16 protein-coding genes and 2 pseudogenes are annotated in these 18,010 nt (G+C 74.3%); 5 read left to right on the top strand and 13 right to left on the bottom strand.

The window, feature by feature from the left end; all coding sequences use genetic code 11:
* Nucleotides 1-366 precede the first annotated feature (366 nt).
* Together K1J50_RS16775 and K1J50_RS19655 are read left to right on the top strand one after the other, a co-directional pair.
* Nucleotides 367-930 (top strand): annotated as a pseudogene (locus K1J50_RS16775) (DUF1326 domain-containing protein); the annotation flags it as partial.
* A 182-nt stretch (nucleotides 931-1,112) separates the two neighbouring features.
* A pseudogene (locus tag K1J50_RS19655) lies at nucleotides 1,113-1,838 on the top strand (DUF2182 domain-containing protein); the annotation flags it as partial.
* A gap of 162 nt (nucleotides 1,839-2,000) precedes the next feature.
* Here K1J50_RS19655 and galU read toward each other — a convergent pair.
* From galU to K1J50_RS16755, 3 genes are all read right to left on the bottom strand, one after another.
* On the bottom strand, nucleotides 2,001-2,870 hold the full coding sequence (gene galU, locus K1J50_RS16765; RefSeq protein WP_220118913.1) for a UTP--glucose-1-phosphate uridylyltransferase GalU: 870 nt from the start codon (nucleotides 2,868-2,870) through the stop codon (nucleotides 2,001-2,003).
* Nucleotides 2,871-3,015: 145 nt separating this feature from the next.
* Nucleotides 3,016-3,759: a J domain-containing protein gene (locus K1J50_RS19290; protein ID WP_255575389.1), complete on the bottom strand. Its 744-nt coding sequence runs from the start codon at nucleotides 3,757-3,759 to the stop codon at nucleotides 3,016-3,018.
* A 147-nt stretch (nucleotides 3,760-3,906) separates the two neighbouring features.
* The gene (locus tag K1J50_RS16755; RefSeq protein WP_220118912.1) at nucleotides 3,907-4,650 is read right to left on the bottom strand and encodes a vWA domain-containing protein; all 744 of its coding nucleotides are present in this window, start codon (nucleotides 4,648-4,650) and stop codon (nucleotides 3,907-3,909) included.
* Nucleotides 4,651-4,932: 282 nt separating this feature from the next.
* Between K1J50_RS16755 and K1J50_RS19450 the strand changes: the two genes are divergently transcribed.
* Both K1J50_RS19450 and K1J50_RS16745 read left to right on the top strand, forming a co-directional pair.
* On the top strand, nucleotides 4,933-6,474 hold the full coding sequence (locus tag K1J50_RS19450) for a hypothetical protein (protein WP_220118911.1): 1,542 nt from the start codon (nucleotides 4,933-4,935) through the stop codon (nucleotides 6,472-6,474).
* A gap of 67 nt (nucleotides 6,475-6,541) precedes the next feature.
* Nucleotides 6,542-7,003 carry a RidA family protein gene (locus tag K1J50_RS16745; RefSeq protein ID WP_220118910.1) on the top strand — a complete coding sequence of 154 codons (462 nt, stop codon included), beginning with the start codon at nucleotides 6,542-6,544 and terminating at the stop codon, nucleotides 7,001-7,003.
* A 63-nt stretch (nucleotides 7,004-7,066) separates the two neighbouring features.
* On the opposite strand, the gene K1J50_RS16740 is transcribed toward K1J50_RS16745, so the two are convergent.
* The 4 genes from K1J50_RS16740 to K1J50_RS16725 form a co-directional block, all read right to left on the bottom strand.
* Nucleotides 7,067-7,414 carry a hypothetical protein gene (locus K1J50_RS16740; protein ID WP_220118909.1) on the bottom strand — a complete coding sequence of 116 codons (348 nt, stop codon included), beginning with the start codon at nucleotides 7,412-7,414 and terminating at the stop codon, nucleotides 7,067-7,069.
* A 99-nt stretch (nucleotides 7,415-7,513) separates the two neighbouring features.
* Nucleotides 7,514-8,233: an EVE domain-containing protein gene (locus tag K1J50_RS16735; protein ID WP_220118908.1), complete on the bottom strand. Its 720-nt coding sequence runs from the start codon at nucleotides 8,231-8,233 to the stop codon at nucleotides 7,514-7,516.
* A 22-nt stretch (nucleotides 8,234-8,255) separates the two neighbouring features.
* Nucleotides 8,256-10,544 carry an NADP-dependent malic enzyme gene (locus K1J50_RS16730; protein ID WP_220118907.1) on the bottom strand — a complete coding sequence of 763 codons (2,289 nt, stop codon included), beginning with the start codon at nucleotides 10,542-10,544 and terminating at the stop codon, nucleotides 8,256-8,258.
* 137 nt (nucleotides 10,545-10,681) lie between these two features.
* Complete coding sequence (locus tag K1J50_RS16725; protein ID WP_220118906.1) at nucleotides 10,682-11,527, bottom strand: LLM class F420-dependent oxidoreductase; 846 nt, start codon at nucleotides 11,525-11,527, stop codon at nucleotides 10,682-10,684.
* A 150-nt stretch (nucleotides 11,528-11,677) separates the two neighbouring features.
* Between K1J50_RS16725 and K1J50_RS19280 the strand changes: the two genes are divergently transcribed.
* Nucleotides 11,678-11,803 (top strand): hypothetical protein, encoded by a 126-nt coding sequence (locus K1J50_RS19280; protein ID WP_255575388.1) that lies wholly within the window; start codon nucleotides 11,678-11,680, stop codon nucleotides 11,801-11,803.
* Between the two features lie 69 nt (nucleotides 11,804-11,872).
* On the opposite strand, the gene K1J50_RS16720 is transcribed toward K1J50_RS19280, so the two are convergent.
* From K1J50_RS16720 to K1J50_RS16695, 6 genes are all read right to left on the bottom strand, one after another.
* Nucleotides 11,873-12,886, bottom strand: a complete 1,014-nt coding sequence (locus K1J50_RS16720) for a formate dehydrogenase subunit gamma (RefSeq protein ID WP_220118905.1) — start codon at nucleotides 12,884-12,886, stop codon at nucleotides 11,873-11,875.
* 13 nt (nucleotides 12,887-12,899) lie between these two features.
* On the bottom strand, nucleotides 12,900-13,496 hold the full coding sequence (gene fdh3B / locus K1J50_RS16715; protein ID WP_220118904.1) for a formate dehydrogenase FDH3 subunit beta: 597 nt from the start codon (nucleotides 13,494-13,496) through the stop codon (nucleotides 12,900-12,902).
* A 16-nt stretch (nucleotides 13,497-13,512) separates the two neighbouring features.
* The gene (locus K1J50_RS16710) at nucleotides 13,513-16,476 is read right to left on the bottom strand and encodes a formate dehydrogenase subunit alpha (protein ID WP_220118903.1); all 2,964 of its coding nucleotides are present in this window, start codon (nucleotides 16,474-16,476) and stop codon (nucleotides 13,513-13,515) included.
* A 22-nt stretch (nucleotides 16,477-16,498) separates the two neighbouring features.
* Nucleotides 16,499-16,726, bottom strand: a complete 228-nt coding sequence (locus K1J50_RS16705) for a hypothetical protein (protein WP_220118902.1) — start codon at nucleotides 16,724-16,726, stop codon at nucleotides 16,499-16,501.
* Between the two features lie 28 nt (nucleotides 16,727-16,754).
* Nucleotides 16,755-17,354, bottom strand: a complete 600-nt coding sequence (locus K1J50_RS16700; protein WP_220118901.1) for a TorD/DmsD family molecular chaperone — start codon at nucleotides 17,352-17,354, stop codon at nucleotides 16,755-16,757.
* 152 nt (nucleotides 17,355-17,506) lie between these two features.
* The coding region (locus K1J50_RS16695; RefSeq protein ID WP_220118900.1) for a DUF3306 domain-containing protein at nucleotides 17,507-18,010 on the bottom strand (504 nt) is incomplete at its 5' end.

The raw sequence follows: 18,010 nt of genomic DNA, 5'->3' as shown, positions 1-18,010 counted from the left end.
AGCCTGCCCGCGGCGTCGGGCGGCAGGCGCGGCGCGGCCCGCGCCGCCACGACGCCGCGCCGGATCGAGCAGGGCGACACGAGCAGCCGCGCCGCCTCCGCCACCGTCTCCCGCACGCGGCCGGCCCAGGCCGGCGGCGGCGCGGCAGGCCCGGCCCGGAGCCGCCGTCCCGGCTGACCGCCCCGCGGCCGCCGCCGGCACGCGGCCCCGACCCTCCGGCACTCGTGACCGCCCCGCCCCGCGGTGCCGCCCTGGCGCCGGACGGCAACGGCAGCGCAGCGCGGGGAGGCATCGCGATGACGGCGCAGCAGGAGCGGTGGCAACTCCCCGGCGACGACTTCGAGAACCGACTGAAGTTGCGAGGGGGTCTGCCCGTGTCTCGTCTCGACCGAGGCGCCCCTGACGGCGCGTCCGCGCAGAAGCGTGTGCGAGGTCGCCATCGCCTTCCATGGCGCGCAGGGACACCACGACGACGTGCCGCTCGACGGGCTCGACGTCGCCGCGGCCGGCCACGCGCCCGGCCCGGTGGCGGACGGCGACTGGGCGCTCGCCGCCTCCATCGACGAGCGCGCCGACGACCGGCAGGCCGCCGCGCTCGAGGCCGTCTTCGGCGGCGCCGCAGGCGGGCCGATGGCGGCCTTCGCGCCGCTCGTCGGCAGGCATCTCGGCGTGCGGAAGGCGCCGATCCGCTACGCGGTCGAGGGCAGGACACGCTCGGCCGAGACCCCGGGCATCCTGCGCAGGGCGGTCGCGCCCCTCCCGACCCTCCCCGAGGGCGGCGAGATCGGGACGAGCGCGGGCCACCCCTTCGCGCCAAACCGGCTCGCGCTCGCCGCCGGCGGCCCGGACAGCCGCTACGACGACCACGGCCTCCGCTGGGACCACTCCGGCAGGAACGGCCACTACGCCCCGATCCGCTGGTCGGCCTAGAGCGGATCGCGGACGGCTGGAAACGGCCGGGAGCGTGAATCCGCTCGACAGACGACACCCGGAGCCGTTGCCGCGGGCACGGCCGGGCGGCAACGGCCCTGGCGCCGCACGCGAGCGGCGGGCGCCTGCCGGCGGTCTGCGCCTGCGCACCGGCACGGCGCCGTCCCCCGGGAGAGCCCGTCATGGACGACACCGCCCGGGCCGATCCGCTGGCGGCCCACCGCACGCTCCTGCTCGCCCTCGCGGCGGCAGCGCGGGCGATGGTGCTGTCCGCCGCGCACGGACCGGGCGCCGGGTCCGGCACGGACATGGCGATGGCCTCGCCCACCAGGGGACTGCGCGCGCCGCTCTTCCTGGCGATCTGGGCGACGATGACGGTCGCCATGATGTTCCCGGCCGCCGCGCCGATGGTCCTCGCCTCCCCTCGCGTGCCGGCGGAGCGGCGGCGGCGCGGCCAGGCCGTCGTCGCCACCCGGGTGTTCCTCGCCGGCTGCATGCCGGTCTGGACGCTGTCCGGCACCGCCGCCTGCGCCCCGGCGCTGGCGGCGGAGGCCCTCGCCGCGCGCGCCGCGCTCCCGGCCTCCGCCGCCCGGATCGGCGGCGGCGTCCTCGTCGCTGCCGGGCTCTGCCAGTTCACGCCGCGGAAGGCGCTCTGCCTCTCGAAGTGCCGCACGCCGCTCTCCTTCCTCATGACGGCGTGGCGCGACGGGACGGCAGGGGTCCTGCGGATGGGCCTCGCGCACGGAGGCTGGTGCCTGGGCTGCCGCTGGCTCCTGTTCGCCATCCTGCTCCCGCTCGGCATGACGAACATCGCCGCCATGGCGGCCGTCACCGCCCTCATCTTCGCCGAGAAGACGCTGCCGCGGAGCCGCCTCCTCATCGGCGCGGCGGCAGTGGCGCTGCTCGCCTGCGGCGCGCTGGTGGTGGCGGTGCCGCAGGCCCTGCCCGCCTTCCCGGCCGGCGGCGGCATGGCGGCGGCGCCCGCGGGGCCCCGGCGCCGACGCGCTATGCCGCCCGCGCCATGCCCCCCGCGCCGCGCCGAGCGGCGCTCGCCACGGGCGCGCCCGCCCTCAGGCGTAGCGGCGCAGGATCGCGCGCATCGCCGGGGCGAGGTCCGGCCGCTTCAGCGCGAAGGCGACCTGCGCCTCCAGGAACCCCGCCTTGTCGCCGCAGTCGAAGCGCCGGCCCTCGTAGCGCAGGCCGTGGAAGGGCTGATGCCCGATCAGCTTCGCCATCGCGTCGGTGAGCTGCACCTCGCCGCCGGCGCCGCGCTCCATCCGCGCCAGATGCCCGATCACCTCCGGCATCAGCACGTAGCGGCCGATGATCGTCAGGTTGGACGGCGCGCGTTCGACCGGCGGCTTCTCCACCAGCCCCTTGACGCTGACCAGCCGGCCCAGGTCGCGCTCCACCTCCAGCACGCCGTAGCGGCTCACCCGCTCCCGCGGCACCTCCTCGATCGCCACCACGTTGCCGCCGGTCTCGCGATAGGCCTCGGCGAGCTGGGCGAGGCAGGGCGTGTCGCACAGCATCAGGTCGTCGGGCAGCAGCACGGCGAAGGGCTCGTCGCCGATGAAGGCGCGCGCGCACCAGACCGCGTGGCCGAGGCCGAGCGGCACCTGCTGGCGCACGGTCACGACCGAGCCCGGCTCCACCGCCGCGGCACGCAGCAGCTCGAGCTCCGCCCGCTTGCCGCGCTCCTCGAGCGTGCGCTCGAGCTCGTAGGCGACGTCGAAATGCTCGACGAGCGCGGTCTTGCCGCGGCCGGTGACGAAGCAGAACAGCTCGATCCCGGCGGCGCGCGCCTCCTCGACCGCGTACTGGATCAGCGGCTTGTCCACCACCGGCAGCATCTCCTTCGCCATCGCCTTGGTGGCGGGCAGGAAGCGCGTGCCGAGGCCGGCGACGGGCAGGACGGCCTTGCGCAAGGGCTTGATCACGACGGGCGAATCCTCGGTTGCGATGACGACAGACGAACGCGCTCAAGGCGCCGGAAATGTGGCGGCGGGGGTGCCGGCACGGCGCGGCAGGGCCGGCGCGGGCCGTCGGGCGCGACGGCGCGGGGCGCGAGGCGGCGGGACAGGGTCAGCCTCGCAGCAACGTGTCGCGCGCCTCGTTCAGCCGCGCTGCGAGCCAGGCGCTGCCGCCGCTGTCCGGATGCACCGCGCGCATCAGCCGCCGGTGGGCGGCGCGGATCTCCTCCTCGGTCGCGCCCTCCTCGAGGCCCAGGACGGCGAGCGCCTCGGCGCGGTCCATGCGCCCGCCCCGCTCGCGCGGGGGCGGCGGCGTGCCGCCGCCCTCCGTGCCCCCCGCCGCCGCGGCGGCGCGCCAGTCCGGCTGCACGCGGTCGAGCCAGGCCTCCAGCAGCGGCACGCTCTCCGGGTCCGCGGCCCGGCAGTCGCCGAGAAGGGCGAGGAGATCCGCGAGCGGAAGCTCGGCGAGCTCGGCCCCGGCGTAGCGGCCGCGTCGCACGCGCCCGCTCATCCGGCCGCTCGCAAGGTCGAGCGTCATGACGAGCGTGGCCGTCTCCACCTGGGTCTGCTGCGCCGCGGCGGCGCCGTCGCTGCCGCCGGCCGGGCGCGAGAAGCGCCGCGCCCCCCGCCAGCGCAGCCAGGCGGTCCAGAGCAGCGGCGCGACGAAGGCGAGGAGGCCGAGCGCCTGGCCGGCGCGCCCGGACGCGACCAGCGCCGCGACCAGGCCGAGCGCAAGTGCCCCGCCGACGGCCATGAGCGCGACCCGCAGGGTGGCCAGGCTCGCCTGCGCAAAGCCCTGGAGCAGCACCAGGACCGCCAGCAGCGCCATGCCTCCGAGGGCCAGCCAGACCAGCATCGCCGACCGGCCCCCCTACGCCGCGGCCCGCCCCGCGGCGCCAACGGCCGCCGGCGGGACGGCGGAGGCCGACACTTGCCGCCGCCCGGCCGCCCTCCCTGCGCGCCCCGCCATCGTCCTCTTCCCCCGCCGCCATGCCGGGCCGGACTACCGGCGGCCGCCCGGCGGCGCCGGCAACTGGCCGGCGATCGCCTGCGCCGCCCGCCCGGGCAGGCGGGCAAGGGCGGCGTGCCCGCCGGCGGCGTACACCGCGACGGCACGCAGCAGGGCCCGCAGCGTCTCGGCGCTGCCCGAGTCGAAGGGCGCGTAGGCGCCGCCCGAGACCTGCGCGATCTGGCGGAAGGCGCTGGCCGCCCGCGCGTCCGAGCCTTCGTGGAAGCAGAACACCGCGGTGCCGCGCAGGCGCAGCTCTCCGGCCTCGTGGCATGCCGGATCGATCTCCTCCTCGAAGGCGTCGCCGACCAGGACCAGGGCGTGGACCCGTTCCCGCGCCGTCTCCGCCTTCGCGTGGCGCAGCGCCCGCAGCACCTGGGTCTGGCCGCCGAGGCACTGCACGCCGGTCATGCGGCGGGCCAGCTCCTCCGCCTCGGTGAGGAAGGGGGTCGCGGCGAAGTCGCGGTATCCGCGCCAGTAGGCGAGCTGCACGGCGAGGCCGCCGAGGTCGCGCGTGGCGAGGAACATCTCGGCCTGCAGGTGGCAGGCGCGGTCCCAGGTCGGCTGGCGGCTGGCGGTGGCATCCACCGCGAAGATGAGCCGGCCGCGCCGCCCGCTCGCCGGGCGGACCGGCTGCGGGAGACTTTCCACCGTGCGCAGGAACGCGGCCACGGCGTCGGAGGCGGGCACCACCCCGCTGCCGGGCCCCGTGCCGGTCCGGTCGGGCACCTTGCTCATGCCGGACTATGTGTTCCGCCCGGCGGCCGGCGCCAGAGGCGCCAGGGAGACTGGCGCCGAATTGCCCCGCGGCGGCCCTGCGGCGCCGCAGGTGGCGGTGGCGCGCGGCCACGGCTCGGGTTCTAATGGCATCCGGCGGCGATGCGCGATGCCGGCCGTGCGAGCGCGCGCGTTCGTCCGGAGGGACGGAACCACCGGCGTCCGGCGCCCCCCGTGCCGGCCGGCCGCCGGACGCCGAGAAGGAGCCGATTCCGGCCGCCTGATGCGAGGGGGAGCCCGTTCATGAAGCGCCGCACCGCCGTCATCGCCATCGCCGCCGCCTGCCTCGCCGGACCCGGCGCGCCCGGCCTGGCGCAGCAGAAGCCGCCGCCGCTCGGTGCCGCGCCACCGCCCGCCGCCGTCCCGCCGCGGGCGCTTCCCCAGCCTGCGCCCCGGCCGCCCGTCGCGCCGCAGGCCACCGCGCCGGCGGGCAAGCCCCCGCCTCTCGGCGCCGAGCCGCAGCCCGCCGTCCCGCCGCCCGTCGCCTCTCCGGCGCCGGCAACGCCGCCTACCGCGCCGCCGCCCGGCGAGCCCGCCGCGCTGGCGCGGCTGCGCAGCCTGCTGCCGCCCGGCAGCACCCTGGACTACGGCACCGCCGAGACCACCGACCCGGCCCGCGGCGCCGTGCGGCTGAGCGCCGTCACGCTGCGCAACGGGGCGAGGAGCGTCACCGCCGACGAGCTGATCCTCGACGGCCTGCGCGAGGACGGCGTGGGCGAGGCGATCGCGCGCAACCTGACCGGCCGCGAGGGAGAGGCGGTGACCTTCACGCTCGCGGAGCTGCGGCTCGGCGGCATGGTCGTGCAGCGCCCGCCGGGCCAGGAACTGCTGCCCGACATGATCCGCGCCGATGCGATCCGCCTCCAGGGGTTCGCGGCGCCCGACCCGGAGGCGAGTATCGCCTTCCACCAGCTCGACATCGAGGAATACGGGCCGGGCAGGCCGACCAGGTTCGCCCTCTCCGGCCTCGACATCGGCATGCCGCGCAACCGCGAGGCCGACCGCGTCCGCCTCGGCCGCCTGCTGGCCCGCGGCCTCGATGCCGCGACGCTGCTCCGCGCCGCGGTGGAGCACCAGCCGCCGCCGCGCCCCGCCGCCGGCCGGCAGGCGCTGGAGATGGAGGATCTCCAGGTCGGCGCCGGCAGGCGGACGATCGTCAGCGTCGCCTCGGCCCGCGCCAGCGGCGAGCAGGACGCGCAGGGCTCCGGCACCGGCAGCCTCGCGATCCGCGGCATCCGGATCGGAGCCGTGCCCGGCCTCGAGCAGTGGCTGCGGCGCTTCGGCTACGACGCGCTGGTGCTCGAGCTGGCCATGGACGGGAGCTACGACGCGCCGAGCGGGCGGGTCGAGCTCGCCTCCTTCTCGCTGGCGGGACGCGAGATCGGCGCGCTGGCGCTTTCGCTCGTCGTGGACGGCGCGACGCAGCAGGCGCTGGAGATGCTGGACTACAGCGGCATGCGGCTGGTCTCGGCCGGCATCCGCTATGTGGACCAGTCGCTCTACGCCCGCTTCGTGCGCGAGCAGGCGCGGCAGACGCGCACGCCCGAGCAGCAGTTGCGCGAGCAGTATGCGGCCATGGCCGGAGGCGCCCTGGGCGCGCCGGGCAAGGGTGCGCTCGACGCGATCCGCGACGCGGTGCAGCGCTTCCTCCGCGGCCAGGCGCGCGAGATCGAGATCACCGCCGCGCCGCCGGAGCCGATCCCCTTCGCCCGCTTCCAGGGCGCCGCGCCGGGCGGGCCGGCGGAGATCCAGCAGATGCTGGGGCTGAGCGCGACCGCGCGCTGAGACGCGCGCAGGCGGGCGGGCCGGGCACCTCCGCCCCGCCCCGTGCGGCGACGAGGAGGAGAGAAGGATGAGCGCCGAGCAGCGCCTGCGGGAGCTGGGCCTTGCCCTGCCGCCGCCGACCAGGCCGATCGCCAACTACGTGCCCTGGCGCATCGGCGGCAACCTGCTGTTCCTCTCCGGCGTCGGGCCGCGCCGGCCGGACGGCAGCACGATCTGCGGCAAGGTCGGCGCCGGGCTGACCGTGGCGCAGGCCTACGAGGCGGCGCGGATCTGCGGGCTGAACCTGCTCGCCAACATGCGCGCGGCGGCGGGCTCGCTCGACCGCGTGGACACCGTGCTGAAGGTGCTCGGCATGGTCAATGCGGTGCCCGACTTCGGCGAGCAGCCGGAGGTGATCAACGGCTGCACCGACCTGTTCGTCGAGGTGCTGGGCGAGAACGGGCGCCCGGCGCGCTCCGCCGTCGGCATGGGCAGCCTGCCGCGCGGCATCGCGGTGGAGATCGAGGCGGTGGTGCTGCTGAGGGGCTGAGCGCCGCGGCGGACCGCGGGCGGCGGGGGATCGCTCCCGCCCGGCGCGCCCGGAGCGCGCCGGTCAAGCCTCGTCGTCGAGGATGACGCAGGACTCGGCGAGATCCTCGAGGACCTCGGGCCGCATGTGCTTGACGAACGATCCGGCCTGGGCGAGCCACTCGCGCAGCGCCTCGAAGCTCAGGAAGGAGCACATCTCGCTCATCGGCGGCTTGAGTTTCGCGAACACCGGGCGGTTGACCTCGGCGAGCACCTTCTGGCGCCGTTCCCTGGGCGCCACGATGTAGAGCGGGATGTTCAGGTTGGGCTGCATGGCGATCAGGTCGGCCAACCGCAACAGGCCGGAGTAGACCTGCGTCGTGCTCTCGATCTCGAAGGCGCCGAGGATCGCGTTGCCTTTCAGCCAGATCACGTCGATCAGCTCGATCGTCTTGATCGTGGCCGGATCGAAGCTCAGCGGCAGCTTGCTCTTGAGCCCAGGAAGGTCCTTGAACGAATTGCCCTTGTAGCTCTAGCCGAGGTCGTTCTTGGCCACCCAGACCTCGAGCCCGAGGTCGCAGGCGAGCTTGGCGAGAAGCCACTGGATCTCGGTGTGGGCCGACTCGTCCGGCGCTCCAGCCGGGCTCGAGACCGAGACGGCGTCCTGGGCGCCGGTCGCGGCCGGCGCCGCGGCGCCAGCGGTTTCCGGCTCGTCCTCGGGGACCGTCACGGTCTCGCCGGATGCCATCTTAAGCACGGACGGCGTCTTGTTCAGCTTCGCCGAGTCGAAGGGGCGGGGTGTCGGGTTGCGCACCGCCTCCATCACCGCCGCGACCACCGCCTCGCCGTCCGCCGCGGGCCACTTCGCGGGCGACTGGCGGAACCGGACGGTCCAGGCGTGCGGGCTCTTGAGATCGTGGAACGCCGACAGCCTATCCTTCATCGCGAGGACGGGCACCGCTGTGGCCGGCTCCAGCTTCGCCACCACGCGCACCGGAAGGCGGGCGGGGAAAACGGCATCCTTCCAGATCGGCTCGCTGCTCTGGAACGGTGCGCCCGTCACTTCCAGTATGCCGATCCAGCGCGAGACCCCTGTCAGATAGCAGAGCAGGTAATCGCCCGGCCTGATCTGCTCCACCGTCTTCCAGCGGCTCTCCCGGAACCCGGCCGTCGTGCCGCCGGCGGCGAGGAATTCCTGCCATGTTGTCCAACTGAACAGAACGAGCCAATAGCTCCGTTGCTCCTTCGGCATGGTCACCCCCTCGACCGGATGGTCATCCCTCCCGCGCCCCCGCCTGCTGCGCCTGCGCCACCGCCAGCGCGGTGACGTTGACGATGCCGCGCGCGGTCACGCTCGGCACCAGCACGTGGATCGGCCTGCGCATCCCGAGCAGCAGCGGCCCGATCTGCAGCCCGTCGGTCGCCGCCTTGACCAGGTTGAAGGCGATGTTCGCCGCATCCAGCGTCGGCATCACCAGCAGGTTCGCGGTGTCGGAGAGCGTCGAGTCCGGCACCGCGCGGGCGCGGATCGCCGGCACCAGCGCGGCATCGGCGTGCATCTCGCCGTCCACCTCGAGCCCCGGTTCGCGCGCGCGGATCAGCCGCAGCGCCTCGCGCATCTTCTTGGCCGAGGGCGCGTGCGAGGCGCCGAAGGAGGAGTGCGAAAGCAGCGCCGCCTTCGGCGCGATGCCGAAGGCGCGCACCTGCTCGGCGGCGAGGCAGGTCATCTCCGCGATCTGCTCCGGCGTCGGGTCCACCACCAGGTGCGTGTCCACCACGAACAGCGTCTCGCCGGTGCGCATGATCACGCCGGAGAGGGCATAGACGCGGCCCACGTCCTCGCGCTTGCCGATCACGTCGAAGGCGTAGTGCCAGTGGCGCAGCCAGTCACCGGTGCCGCCGGCGATGCAGGCGTCGGCGAGGCCGGCCTCCAGCACCATCGCCGCCGCCACCGTCGGGCGGGTGCGCAGGCGGCGCTCGGCGGAATCGGGCGGCACGCCGCGGCGCCCGACCCGGCGCTGGTAGGGCGGGAGCAGCGGCCCGAACACCTCCGCATCCGCCTCCGGATCGAGCACGCGCACGCTCTGCCCGAGGTCCATGCGCAGCCCCATCGCCCGCACGCGCTCCGTGATCACCGCGCGGCGGCCGATCAGGATCGGCTCGGCGAGCCCCTCGTCGAGCACGGTCTGCACCGCGCGCAGCGTCCGCTCGTCCTCGCCCTCGGCATAGACGACGCGGCGCGGGGCGCGGCGCGCCGCCTCGAACACCGGGCGCATCAGGTTGCCGGAGCGGAAGACGAACCGTTCCAGCCCGTGGCGGTAGGCGGCGAAGTCGGCGATCGGGCGCCGCGCCACCCCGCTCTCCATCGCCGCGCGCGCCACCGCCGGCGCGATCTCGAGGATCAGCCGCGGGTCGAAGGGCTTGGGGATGATGTAGTCCGGCCCGAACACCGGCGCCTGGCCGCCATAGGCCGCGGCGACCACCTCGGAGGCCTCCATGCGGGCGAGGCCGGCGAGCGCCTCCACCGCCGCCATCTTCATCGCCTCGTTGATCGTGGTGGCGCCGACATCGAGCGCGCCGCGGAAGATGAAGGGGAAGCAGAGGACGTTGTTGACCTGGTTCGGATAGTCCGAGCGGCCGGTCGCCACGATCGCGTCCGGGCGCGCGGCGCGCACCGCCTCGGGCAGGATCTCCGGCTCCGGGTTGGCGAGCGCGAGCACCAGCGGCTTCGGCGCGAGCAGCGGCAGCCACTCCGGCTTCAGCACGCGCGGCGCGGAGAGGCCGAGGAAGACGTCGGCGCCGGGCAGCGCCTGTTCGAGCGTGCGCGCCTCGGTGGCGCGGGCGTAGCGCGCCTTCCAGGGGTCCATCAGCTCGGTGCGGCCCTCGTAGACCACGCCGGCGATGTCGCAGACGGTGACGTTCTCGCGCCGGAGCCCCATGCTCACCAGCAGGTCGAGGCAGGCCAGCGCGGCGGCGCCGGCGCCGGAGCAGACGAGCTTCACCTCCTCCAGCCGCTTGCCCTGCAGCAGCAGCCCGTTGCGCACCGCGGCGGCGACGATGATCGCGGTGCCGTGCTGGTCGTCGTGGAAGACCGGGATGCGCATGCGCTCGCGCAGCGCCCGCTCGACCACGAAGCACTCGGGGGCCTTGATGTCCTCGAGGTTGATCGCGCCGAAGGAGGGTTCGAGCGCGGCGATCACCGCGATCAGGCGTTCGGGATCGCGCTCCTCGATCTCGATGTCGATCGCGTCGATGCCGGCGAACTTCTTGAACAGGACCGCCTTGCCCTCCATCACCGGCTTGCTCGCCAGCGCGCCGATCGCGCCGAGGCCGAGCACGGCGGTGCCGTTGGAGACCACGGCGACGAGGTTGCCGCGCGCGGTGTAGTCGAAGGCGGCGTCGGGATCGCGCGCGATCGCCTCGCAGGCGGCGGCCACGCCGGGGGAGTAGGCGAGCGCGAGATCGCGCTGCGTGGCCATGCGCTTGGTCGGCTCGATGCTGATCTTCCCGGGGCGCGGCAGGCGGTGGTAGTCGAGCGCGGCCGCGCGGAAATCCTCGTCCATGGTGGCGCCTCCGTCGTGGCGCAGGATGCGGGGCCGGACGCGCCGGCGCAACGGCCCGCCCGCCTGGCGCCGAGGCCCCGGCGGGCATCGCGGCGGGGAACGACGCCGTCCCGCGGCGGCGCGGGCGGCGGATCACCTCACGCGGCGAGGCGCGCGATCACCGCCGCCCAGCGGTCGAGCGCGGGCAGGACCGCGTCCGCCCCGGCCGAGGGGAACTGCACCACGACGCGTTCCACCCCGAGGTCGCGGTCGCGCCGCAGCAGGTCGAGGTCCTCGCTCGCGCCCCAGATGGTGATCGGGACGGAGCGCCCGGCCTCCGCCTCCATCCGGCGGAACTCCGGGATCAGCGCCGCGACGTCGGCATAGGCCGGGCGCCTGCGGTGCGGCATCCAGCCGTCGCCGTAGCGCAAGGCGCGCCGCGCGCCGTAGGGGAAGGCGCCGCCGACGATCACCGGCGGGTGCGGCTTCTGCACCGGCTTCGGCCAGGTCATGATCGGGTCGAAGTCCACGAATTCGCCGTGGTATTCGGGCCTGGAGCGGGTCCAGATGACCTTCATCGCCTCGATGCGCTCGCGGGCGAGCCGGTGGCGGGTGGCGAAGGCGGTCCCGTGGTTCGCCATCTCCTCGGCGTTCCAGCCGTTGCCGACGCCGAAGAGGAACCGCCCGCCCGAAACCTGATCCAGCGAGGCCACCAGCTTCGCCGTCTGGATCGGATCGCGCTGCACGACGAGGCAGACGCCGGTGCCGACCTTGAGCCGCGTCGTCGCCGCCGCCGCGGCGGCGAGCGAGACGAAGGGATCCATCACGTCGTAGTACTCTTTCGGGATCTCGCCGCCCGCGGGGAAGGGCGAGCGGCGGGAGAGCGGGATGTGCGAATGCTCCGGCGCCCAGAGCGATTCGAAGCCGCGCTCCTCCAGCGCCCGGGCGAGCTCGCCGGGGGCCATGGAGTAGTCGGTGAAGAACATTGCCGCGCCGATCTTCACGGTCGTTCCCTCCTCCGCCACTGCCGCGGTCGCACCTGCCGGACGAGCCCCGCGGAGCGCGGCGCGCGCCGGAAGCGCCGTCTCCCCTTGCGCCGCCGCCGCCCGCATCCCATAGGTTGAAGAACGTTCCGCTGCGCGGAGGACCGTGCCGTGAAGGCGATCCTGACCGGTATCCTGGCTGCCGTCATCCTGGCGCTCGCTGCCGCCGTCCTGCTCGATACCGGCGTGCAGCGCTACGCGAGCGACGCCTACCGCACCGAAGGCGTCCGCCTGTAGAGTGCGTCGCACCGGGCCGAGGCCTGGCGCGCCTCGGCCGCGCGACGGGCGCCCCGGCGCCGGGGCGGCTCAGTCGGCCGCGCCCGCGTGCACGGCGCCGGGCGCGGCGGCCGCCTCGGCCCGCTCCCTGGCGAGCTGCGCCTCGGCCCACAGCCGGTGATGCTGGAGGGCCCAGTTCACGTCCACCTCGCCGGTGCTCATCGCATCCCACGCGCCCTCCACGCCGAGGGTGCCGATGTAGATGTGGCCGAGGATCACCGCGATCATCAGCACCGCCAGGATGCTGTGCAGCATGTGCGAGAGCTGCATGCCGGCGATGTCGGTGGCTGCGAAGGGGAAGAGCAGCAGGAAGCCGGTGGCCGCCACCACGCCGCCGCCGAGCACGGTGATCCAGAACATCAGCTTCTGGCCGGCGTTGAACCGCTCTGCCGGCGGATGGGCGCCGCCGAACAGGCCGCCCCCGGCCTTCAGCCACTCCCAGTCCACCCACGTCGGCAGGTTGTCCTTCACCCAGAGCAGCAGCATCACCACGATGCCGAGGGTGAAGGGGAAGGCCAGGAAGTTGTGGGCGTACTTCCCCCACTGGCTGAGCGCGGCGAAGGCCTCCGGCCCGAGCAGCGGCAGGAGGACGTGGCGCCCGAAGGTCAGGTTCAGGCCGGAGAGCGCGAGCACGACGAAGCTCGTCGCCACCATCCAGTGGTTCGCCCGCTCGATCGTCGGGAAGCGCAGGATGGTGCTGCCGGACCGGCCGCCGGCGATGCGGGTGGTGCCGTGGACGAGGTGGTAGAGCACCAGCACGCCCAGCATCCCGAGCACCGCGATGCCGCCGACCCAGGCGAGGGTGACGTTGTGGAAGGCGCGCCAGTCGCGCCCTTCCGGCTGGATCAGCACCGCGGCCTGCGGGTTGGGGATCGAGACGCGCCCGTCCACCACCCCGCCGCGCAGCGCGCTCTGGAGTTCGAGCTCCTCCGCCGAGATCGGGTTCCGCCCCGGAGCGGCGGGCGCCGTCTGCGCCTGGCCCTGCGTCGCCGCCAGCCAGGGCAGGGCGAGGAGCAGCGCGGCGATCAGCAACGTGCGACGCATGGCGGGGCGCTCCTCAGATGGACACCGTCTCGCGATAGGCGGTCCGCCAGCCCCAGGCGCCGGAGCCGTAGCCGCGCCGCTGCACCCGCTCGCGGTAGATGGTGGCGATGATCTCCCCGTCCCCGGCGAGCAGCGCCTTGGTCGAGCACATCTCGGCGCAGAGCGGCAGCTTGCCCTCGGCGATGCGGTTGGAGCCGTACTGGATGTACTCCGCCCGGGTGTTGTCCTGCTGCGGTCCGCCGGCGCAGAAGGTGCACTTGTCCATCTTGCCGCGCGAGCCGAAGTTGCCGACGCGCGGGTACTGCGGCGCCCCGAAGGGGCAGGCGTAGAAGCAGTAGCCGCAGCCGATGCACAGGTCCTTGTCGTGCAGCACGATGGCGTCGGCCGTCGTGTAGAAGCAGGAGACCGGGCAGACCGCCGCGCAGGGCGCGTCGGTGCAGTGCATGCAGGCCATGCTGATCGAGCGCTCGCCGGGCCGGCCGTCGTTGATGGTGACGACGCGGCGCCGGTTGATGCCCCAGGGCACCTCGTGCTCGTTCTTGCACGCGGTGACGCAGGCGTTGCACTCGATGCAGCGGTCGCTGTCGCAGAGGAACTTCATGCGGGCCATGTGACGTTCCTCCCCCTCAGGCCGCGCGGATCTGGCAGATCGTGACCTTCGCCTCCTGCATGAAGGTCACCGGGTCGTAGCCGTAGGTCGTGACCGTGTTCGCGCTCTCGCCGAGCACGATCGGGTCGGTGCCCTGCGGGTACTTGCGCCGCTGGTCCTCCTGCATGAACCAGCCGGCGAAGTGGAAGGGCATGAAGGCGACGCCGCGCCCGACGCGCTCCGTCACCAGCGCCTTCACCTTGATGAACTTGCCCTCCGGCATCTCCGGGCCGCGCACCAGCGCCCAGGCGCCGTCGCGCAGGCCCCGCTCGGCGGCATCCGCCGGGTTGATCTCGATGAACATGTCCTGCTGCAGCTCGGCCAGCCACTTGTTGGAGCGCGTCTCCTCGCCGCCGCCCTCGTACTCCACGAGGCGCCCGGTGGTGAGGATGATCGGGTAGTCGCGCGCCACCTGCAGCGAGCGGTTCTGCACGCTCTGCCCGAGATGCGGCAGCCGGAACGCGCGCCGGTCGGGCAGCGTCGGGTACTGCGCGATCAGGTCGGTGCGCGGCGTGTAGATCGGCTCCCGGTGCACCGGCACCGGGTCGGGCAGGTTCCAGGCCACCGCCCGCGCCTTGGCGTTGCCGTAGGGCACGCAGCCGTGCTTCATCGCCACGCGCTGGATGCCGCCCGAGAGGTCGGTGGCCCAGGAGGCGCGGTCGATGTTGGCGCCGAAGTGGCGCTCGAGCGAGGCCTTCTCCTCCGCCGTCAGCTCGTCGAACCAGCCGAGCCGCTTGAGCACCGCGACGGTGAACTCCGGATAGCCGTCCTGGATCTCCGAGCCCTTGGAGTAGGACCCTTCGGCGAGCAGCGAGACGCCGTTGCGCTCCACCCCGAAGCGGGCGCGGAAGGTGCCGCCGCCGTCCATCACGTGCAGGTTGGTGTTGTAGAGGATGTGGGTGCCCGGATGGCGCAGCTCCGGCGGGCCCCAGCACGGCCACGGCAGGCCGTAGTAGTCGCCGCGCACCTCCTCCGGCGCGTCCGGCCCCGCGCGCAGCGTCACCAGGTCGAAGTGGCGCTGGTGGCGCATGTGCGCCTTCAGCCGCTCCGGCGACTGGCCGCAGTAGCCGGCGCTCCAGCCGCCGCGGTTGATCTCGCGCAGGATGCTCTCCGGCGTCGGCCGGCCGTTCACCACCTCGATGTGCTTGAACATGTCGGCCTGGAAGCGGATCGGCATGTTCCGCCTCTCCGCCGCGCGGTCGAGCGCGCCGGTGAGCCGCCAGATCGCCTCGTAGTCGTCCTTCGACTCGAAGATCGGGTCCACGATCTTCTCGCCCCACTGCAGCGAGCGGTTGGAGGCGGTGCGGCTGCCCGAGGTCTCGAGCTGGGTGCAGATCGGCAGCAGGTAGGTGTTCTCGCGCCGGTTGCCGAGCACGGCGAAGGTGGTCGGGTGCGGGTCGGCGACCACCAGCAGCTCGAGCTTCTCCAGCCCCTTCTGCGCCTCCGGCATGCGGGTGACGGTGTTGCCGCCGTGCCCGAACACCACCATCGCCTTCAGGTTGTCGCGCTGCTGCACCTGGTCCTTCGGCAGCAGCACCGCGTCGAAGTAGCGGGTGGAGGGGATGCCCGGCGTCTCCATCATCTGCTTGCTCTCGAAGCGGGCAAGCATGCTGTCGTAGGAGACGTCCCACACCCGGCACCAGTGGCGCCAGGCGTTCTCGTCGAGGCCGTAGTAGAGCGGCAGGGTGACGACATCGAGCCCGAGGTCGGTCGCCCCCTGCACGTTGCAGTGGCCGCGGAAGATGTTGGCGCCGCCGCCGCTGATGCCGACGTTGCCGGTGGCCAGCAGCAGGGTGCAGAAGGCGCGCACGTTCGCCGTGCCCACGGTCTTCTGCGTCGCGCCCATGCACCAGACCAGCGTCGCGGGCTTCTGGGTGGCGAACATCTGCGCCACCCGCCTGAGCTGCTCCCCGGGCACGCCGGTGACCCGCTCGACCTCCTGCGGGTTCCACTTCGCGACCTCGCGGCGCACCTCGTCCATCCCGTACACGCGCTGGCGGATGAATTCCTTGTCCTCCCAGCCGTTCTCGAAGATGTGCCAGAGCATGCCCCAGATGACCGGGATGTCGGTGCCGGGGCGGATGCGCACGTACTCGGTGGCGTGCGCCGCGGTGCGGGTGAAGCGCGGATCGATGACGATCAGGTTGGCGCGGTTGATCTCCTTGCCGGAGAGCACGTGCTGCAGCGAGACCGGGTGCGCCTCCGCCGGGTTCCCGCCCATGATGATGACGGTCTTGGAGTTGCGGATGTCGTTGTAGCTGTTGGTCTGCGCGCCGTAGCCCCAGGTGTTGGCCACCCCCGCCACCGTCGTCGAGTGGCAGATGCGCGCCTGGTGGTCCACCGTGTTGGTGCCCCAGAAGGCGGCGAGCTTGCGGTAGAGATAGGCGCCCTCGTTGGAGAACTTGGCGCTGCCGAGCCAGAACACCGCATCGGGGCCGGAGGCGGCGCGGATCTCCATCAGCTTGTCGGCGATCTCCGTCAGCGCCTGGTCCCAGGAGATGCGCTGCCACTGCCCGCCGGCGAGCTTCATCGGGTACTTCAGCCGCCGGTCGCCGTGCACCAGCTCGCGGATCGCGGCGCCCTTGGCGCAGTGCGTGCCGCGGTTGATCGGGCTGTCCCAGGTCGGCTCCTGGCCGACCCAGACGCCCTCCTGCACCTCCGCCGTCACGGTGCAGCCGACCGAGCAGTGGGTGCAGATGTTGCGCCGGATCTCCACCGGCTTGGCGTGGTCGATCACCCCCGTCGCACCGGCGGCCTGCGCCAGGCGCGGCCCGCCGAGCGCGGTGCCGAGCGCCGCCAGCCCGACCCCGCCGAGCCCGGCCTGGCGAAGGAAGGCGCGGCGGTCGAGCCCGCCGGCGGAGAGGCCTTCATAGGCGGCGGCGAGCCGCTTCCCGGCCCGCGCCGACTGGGCGATCTGGCGGTCGGAGCGCTTGATCAGCATCCCGGCGTCTCCCCCTTCGCTCTCAGTGCTCGTAGCGGTTGGTGCGGTAGTAGGCCTTGACGTGGTCGGTCTCGCGGTAGCGCGCCGCGACGCGCTGCTGCTCGTTCTCCTTGCGCGCCTGCCCGGCGGGCACCGAATCGGCCCGCGTCTGCGCCGCCGCGGCGCCTGCGGCGGTGGCGCCGGCCGCCGCGAGACCGAGCGCGCGCAGGAATCCGCGCCGCTCCGCCGTTCCGTCCGTCCTTCCGCTCATGGGCGGCTCCTTCCCCATGGTCTGTCCGTCATGCCGGCAGCTCCGCCGCCGCCAGCTCGATCTCGATCGCGGTCCGGCCGAGCGCGCCGACCGCGCGATAGAAGCGCGCCGCCCTGGCGCCCTCGAGATCGGCGAAGAACCGTGCCGCCCACGGGCGCAGGTGGCGCGCGAAGAAGTCGCCGGCCGCCGCCTCGCCCTGCGCCCCGAACGCGCCGGAGAGCAGGCCGGCGAAGGTCTCGCACAGGAAGGCGATGTGGTCCTCGGGCTCCGCCACGCCGGGCGCGCGCGCCACGCCGAGACGGCGCAGCGTGCCGCGCAGTTCGGCCAGCGGCCGCTCGTGCAGGAACCCGGTGAGGTAGTAGGAGGCGTAGGGCAGCAGCTCGCCCCGCCCGAGGCCGATGAAGAGCTCGAAGTACTCGCGCTCCACCCGGGCGGGATCGGCCGCGCCGGCGGCCGCGGCCAGGCCGGCGCAGGCGCGGCCGAGCGGCGTCGCCTCGGGCGGCCGGGAGAGGGCCGCGCCCAGGCGCTCCAGCAGCGCGGCATCCGGCGGCGCCGCGAGCAGCCGCCCGAGGACCGCGAACAGTCCCGCGCGGTCCGCCTGCACCCGATCCTGCGTGCCCGTCTCCATCCCTGTCGCTTCTCGCGGCCCGGCGCCGCGGTGGCCCCGTCGTCGCCACGGCGGACTCGAGCGCCGGGATCAGAGCACAGGACTCCGCGCAAATCCAGCAATTTGGCGCGAGAGGCGCCGCGTCCCCGCTGCCCGGAGGACCGGACGAGACGTCAGGCCGGCAACGCGCCGCCGTGGCGCCGCCGCTCTGCCGGCCGTTCCCCCTCCGCCGCGCGCTCCGCCGCCCCCGCCGCGCGCTCCGGCACCGCAGCCGTCGCCGGCGGTGCCGGGAGCGAGACGGCGGGCGGGGCCGGGGAGCCGGCCGGAGCCTCGCCGCCGGAGAGGGCCGGCTCCGCGGGCGGCGGCGCGGCCGCCGGCTCCGGCGCCGCGCGTTCCGGCGCCGGCCCGGCCTGCCCCGGCCCGAGCGCGCGGGCGATCAGCCGCGCCGCATCGCCGCCGAGCGCCGGCGCGAACCCGGGCGCCCCGCCGGGGGCGTTGAAATCCCAGGCGTAGTCGGCCGGTCCCACGAAGCCGCGGATCGCCGGATCGAGCACCCAGAGGCGCCGCAGCGCCGCCCGCCGCAGCGCCTCGGGAACCTCCGCGCGCAGGAAGTCGCGGATGTCGCTCTCCGGTGTCAGGCTCTCGATCGGCGGCAAGGCGGCCGGATCGAAGGCGGG

It is taken from the genome of Caldovatus aquaticus, assembly GCF_019458025.1.
Classification (GTDB): Bacteria; Pseudomonadota; Alphaproteobacteria; order Acetobacterales; family Acetobacteraceae; genus Caldovatus; species Caldovatus aquaticus.
The sequence above is the reverse complement of the archived record's forward strand: the minus strand, read 5'-3'. Positions and strand labels throughout refer to the sequence as shown.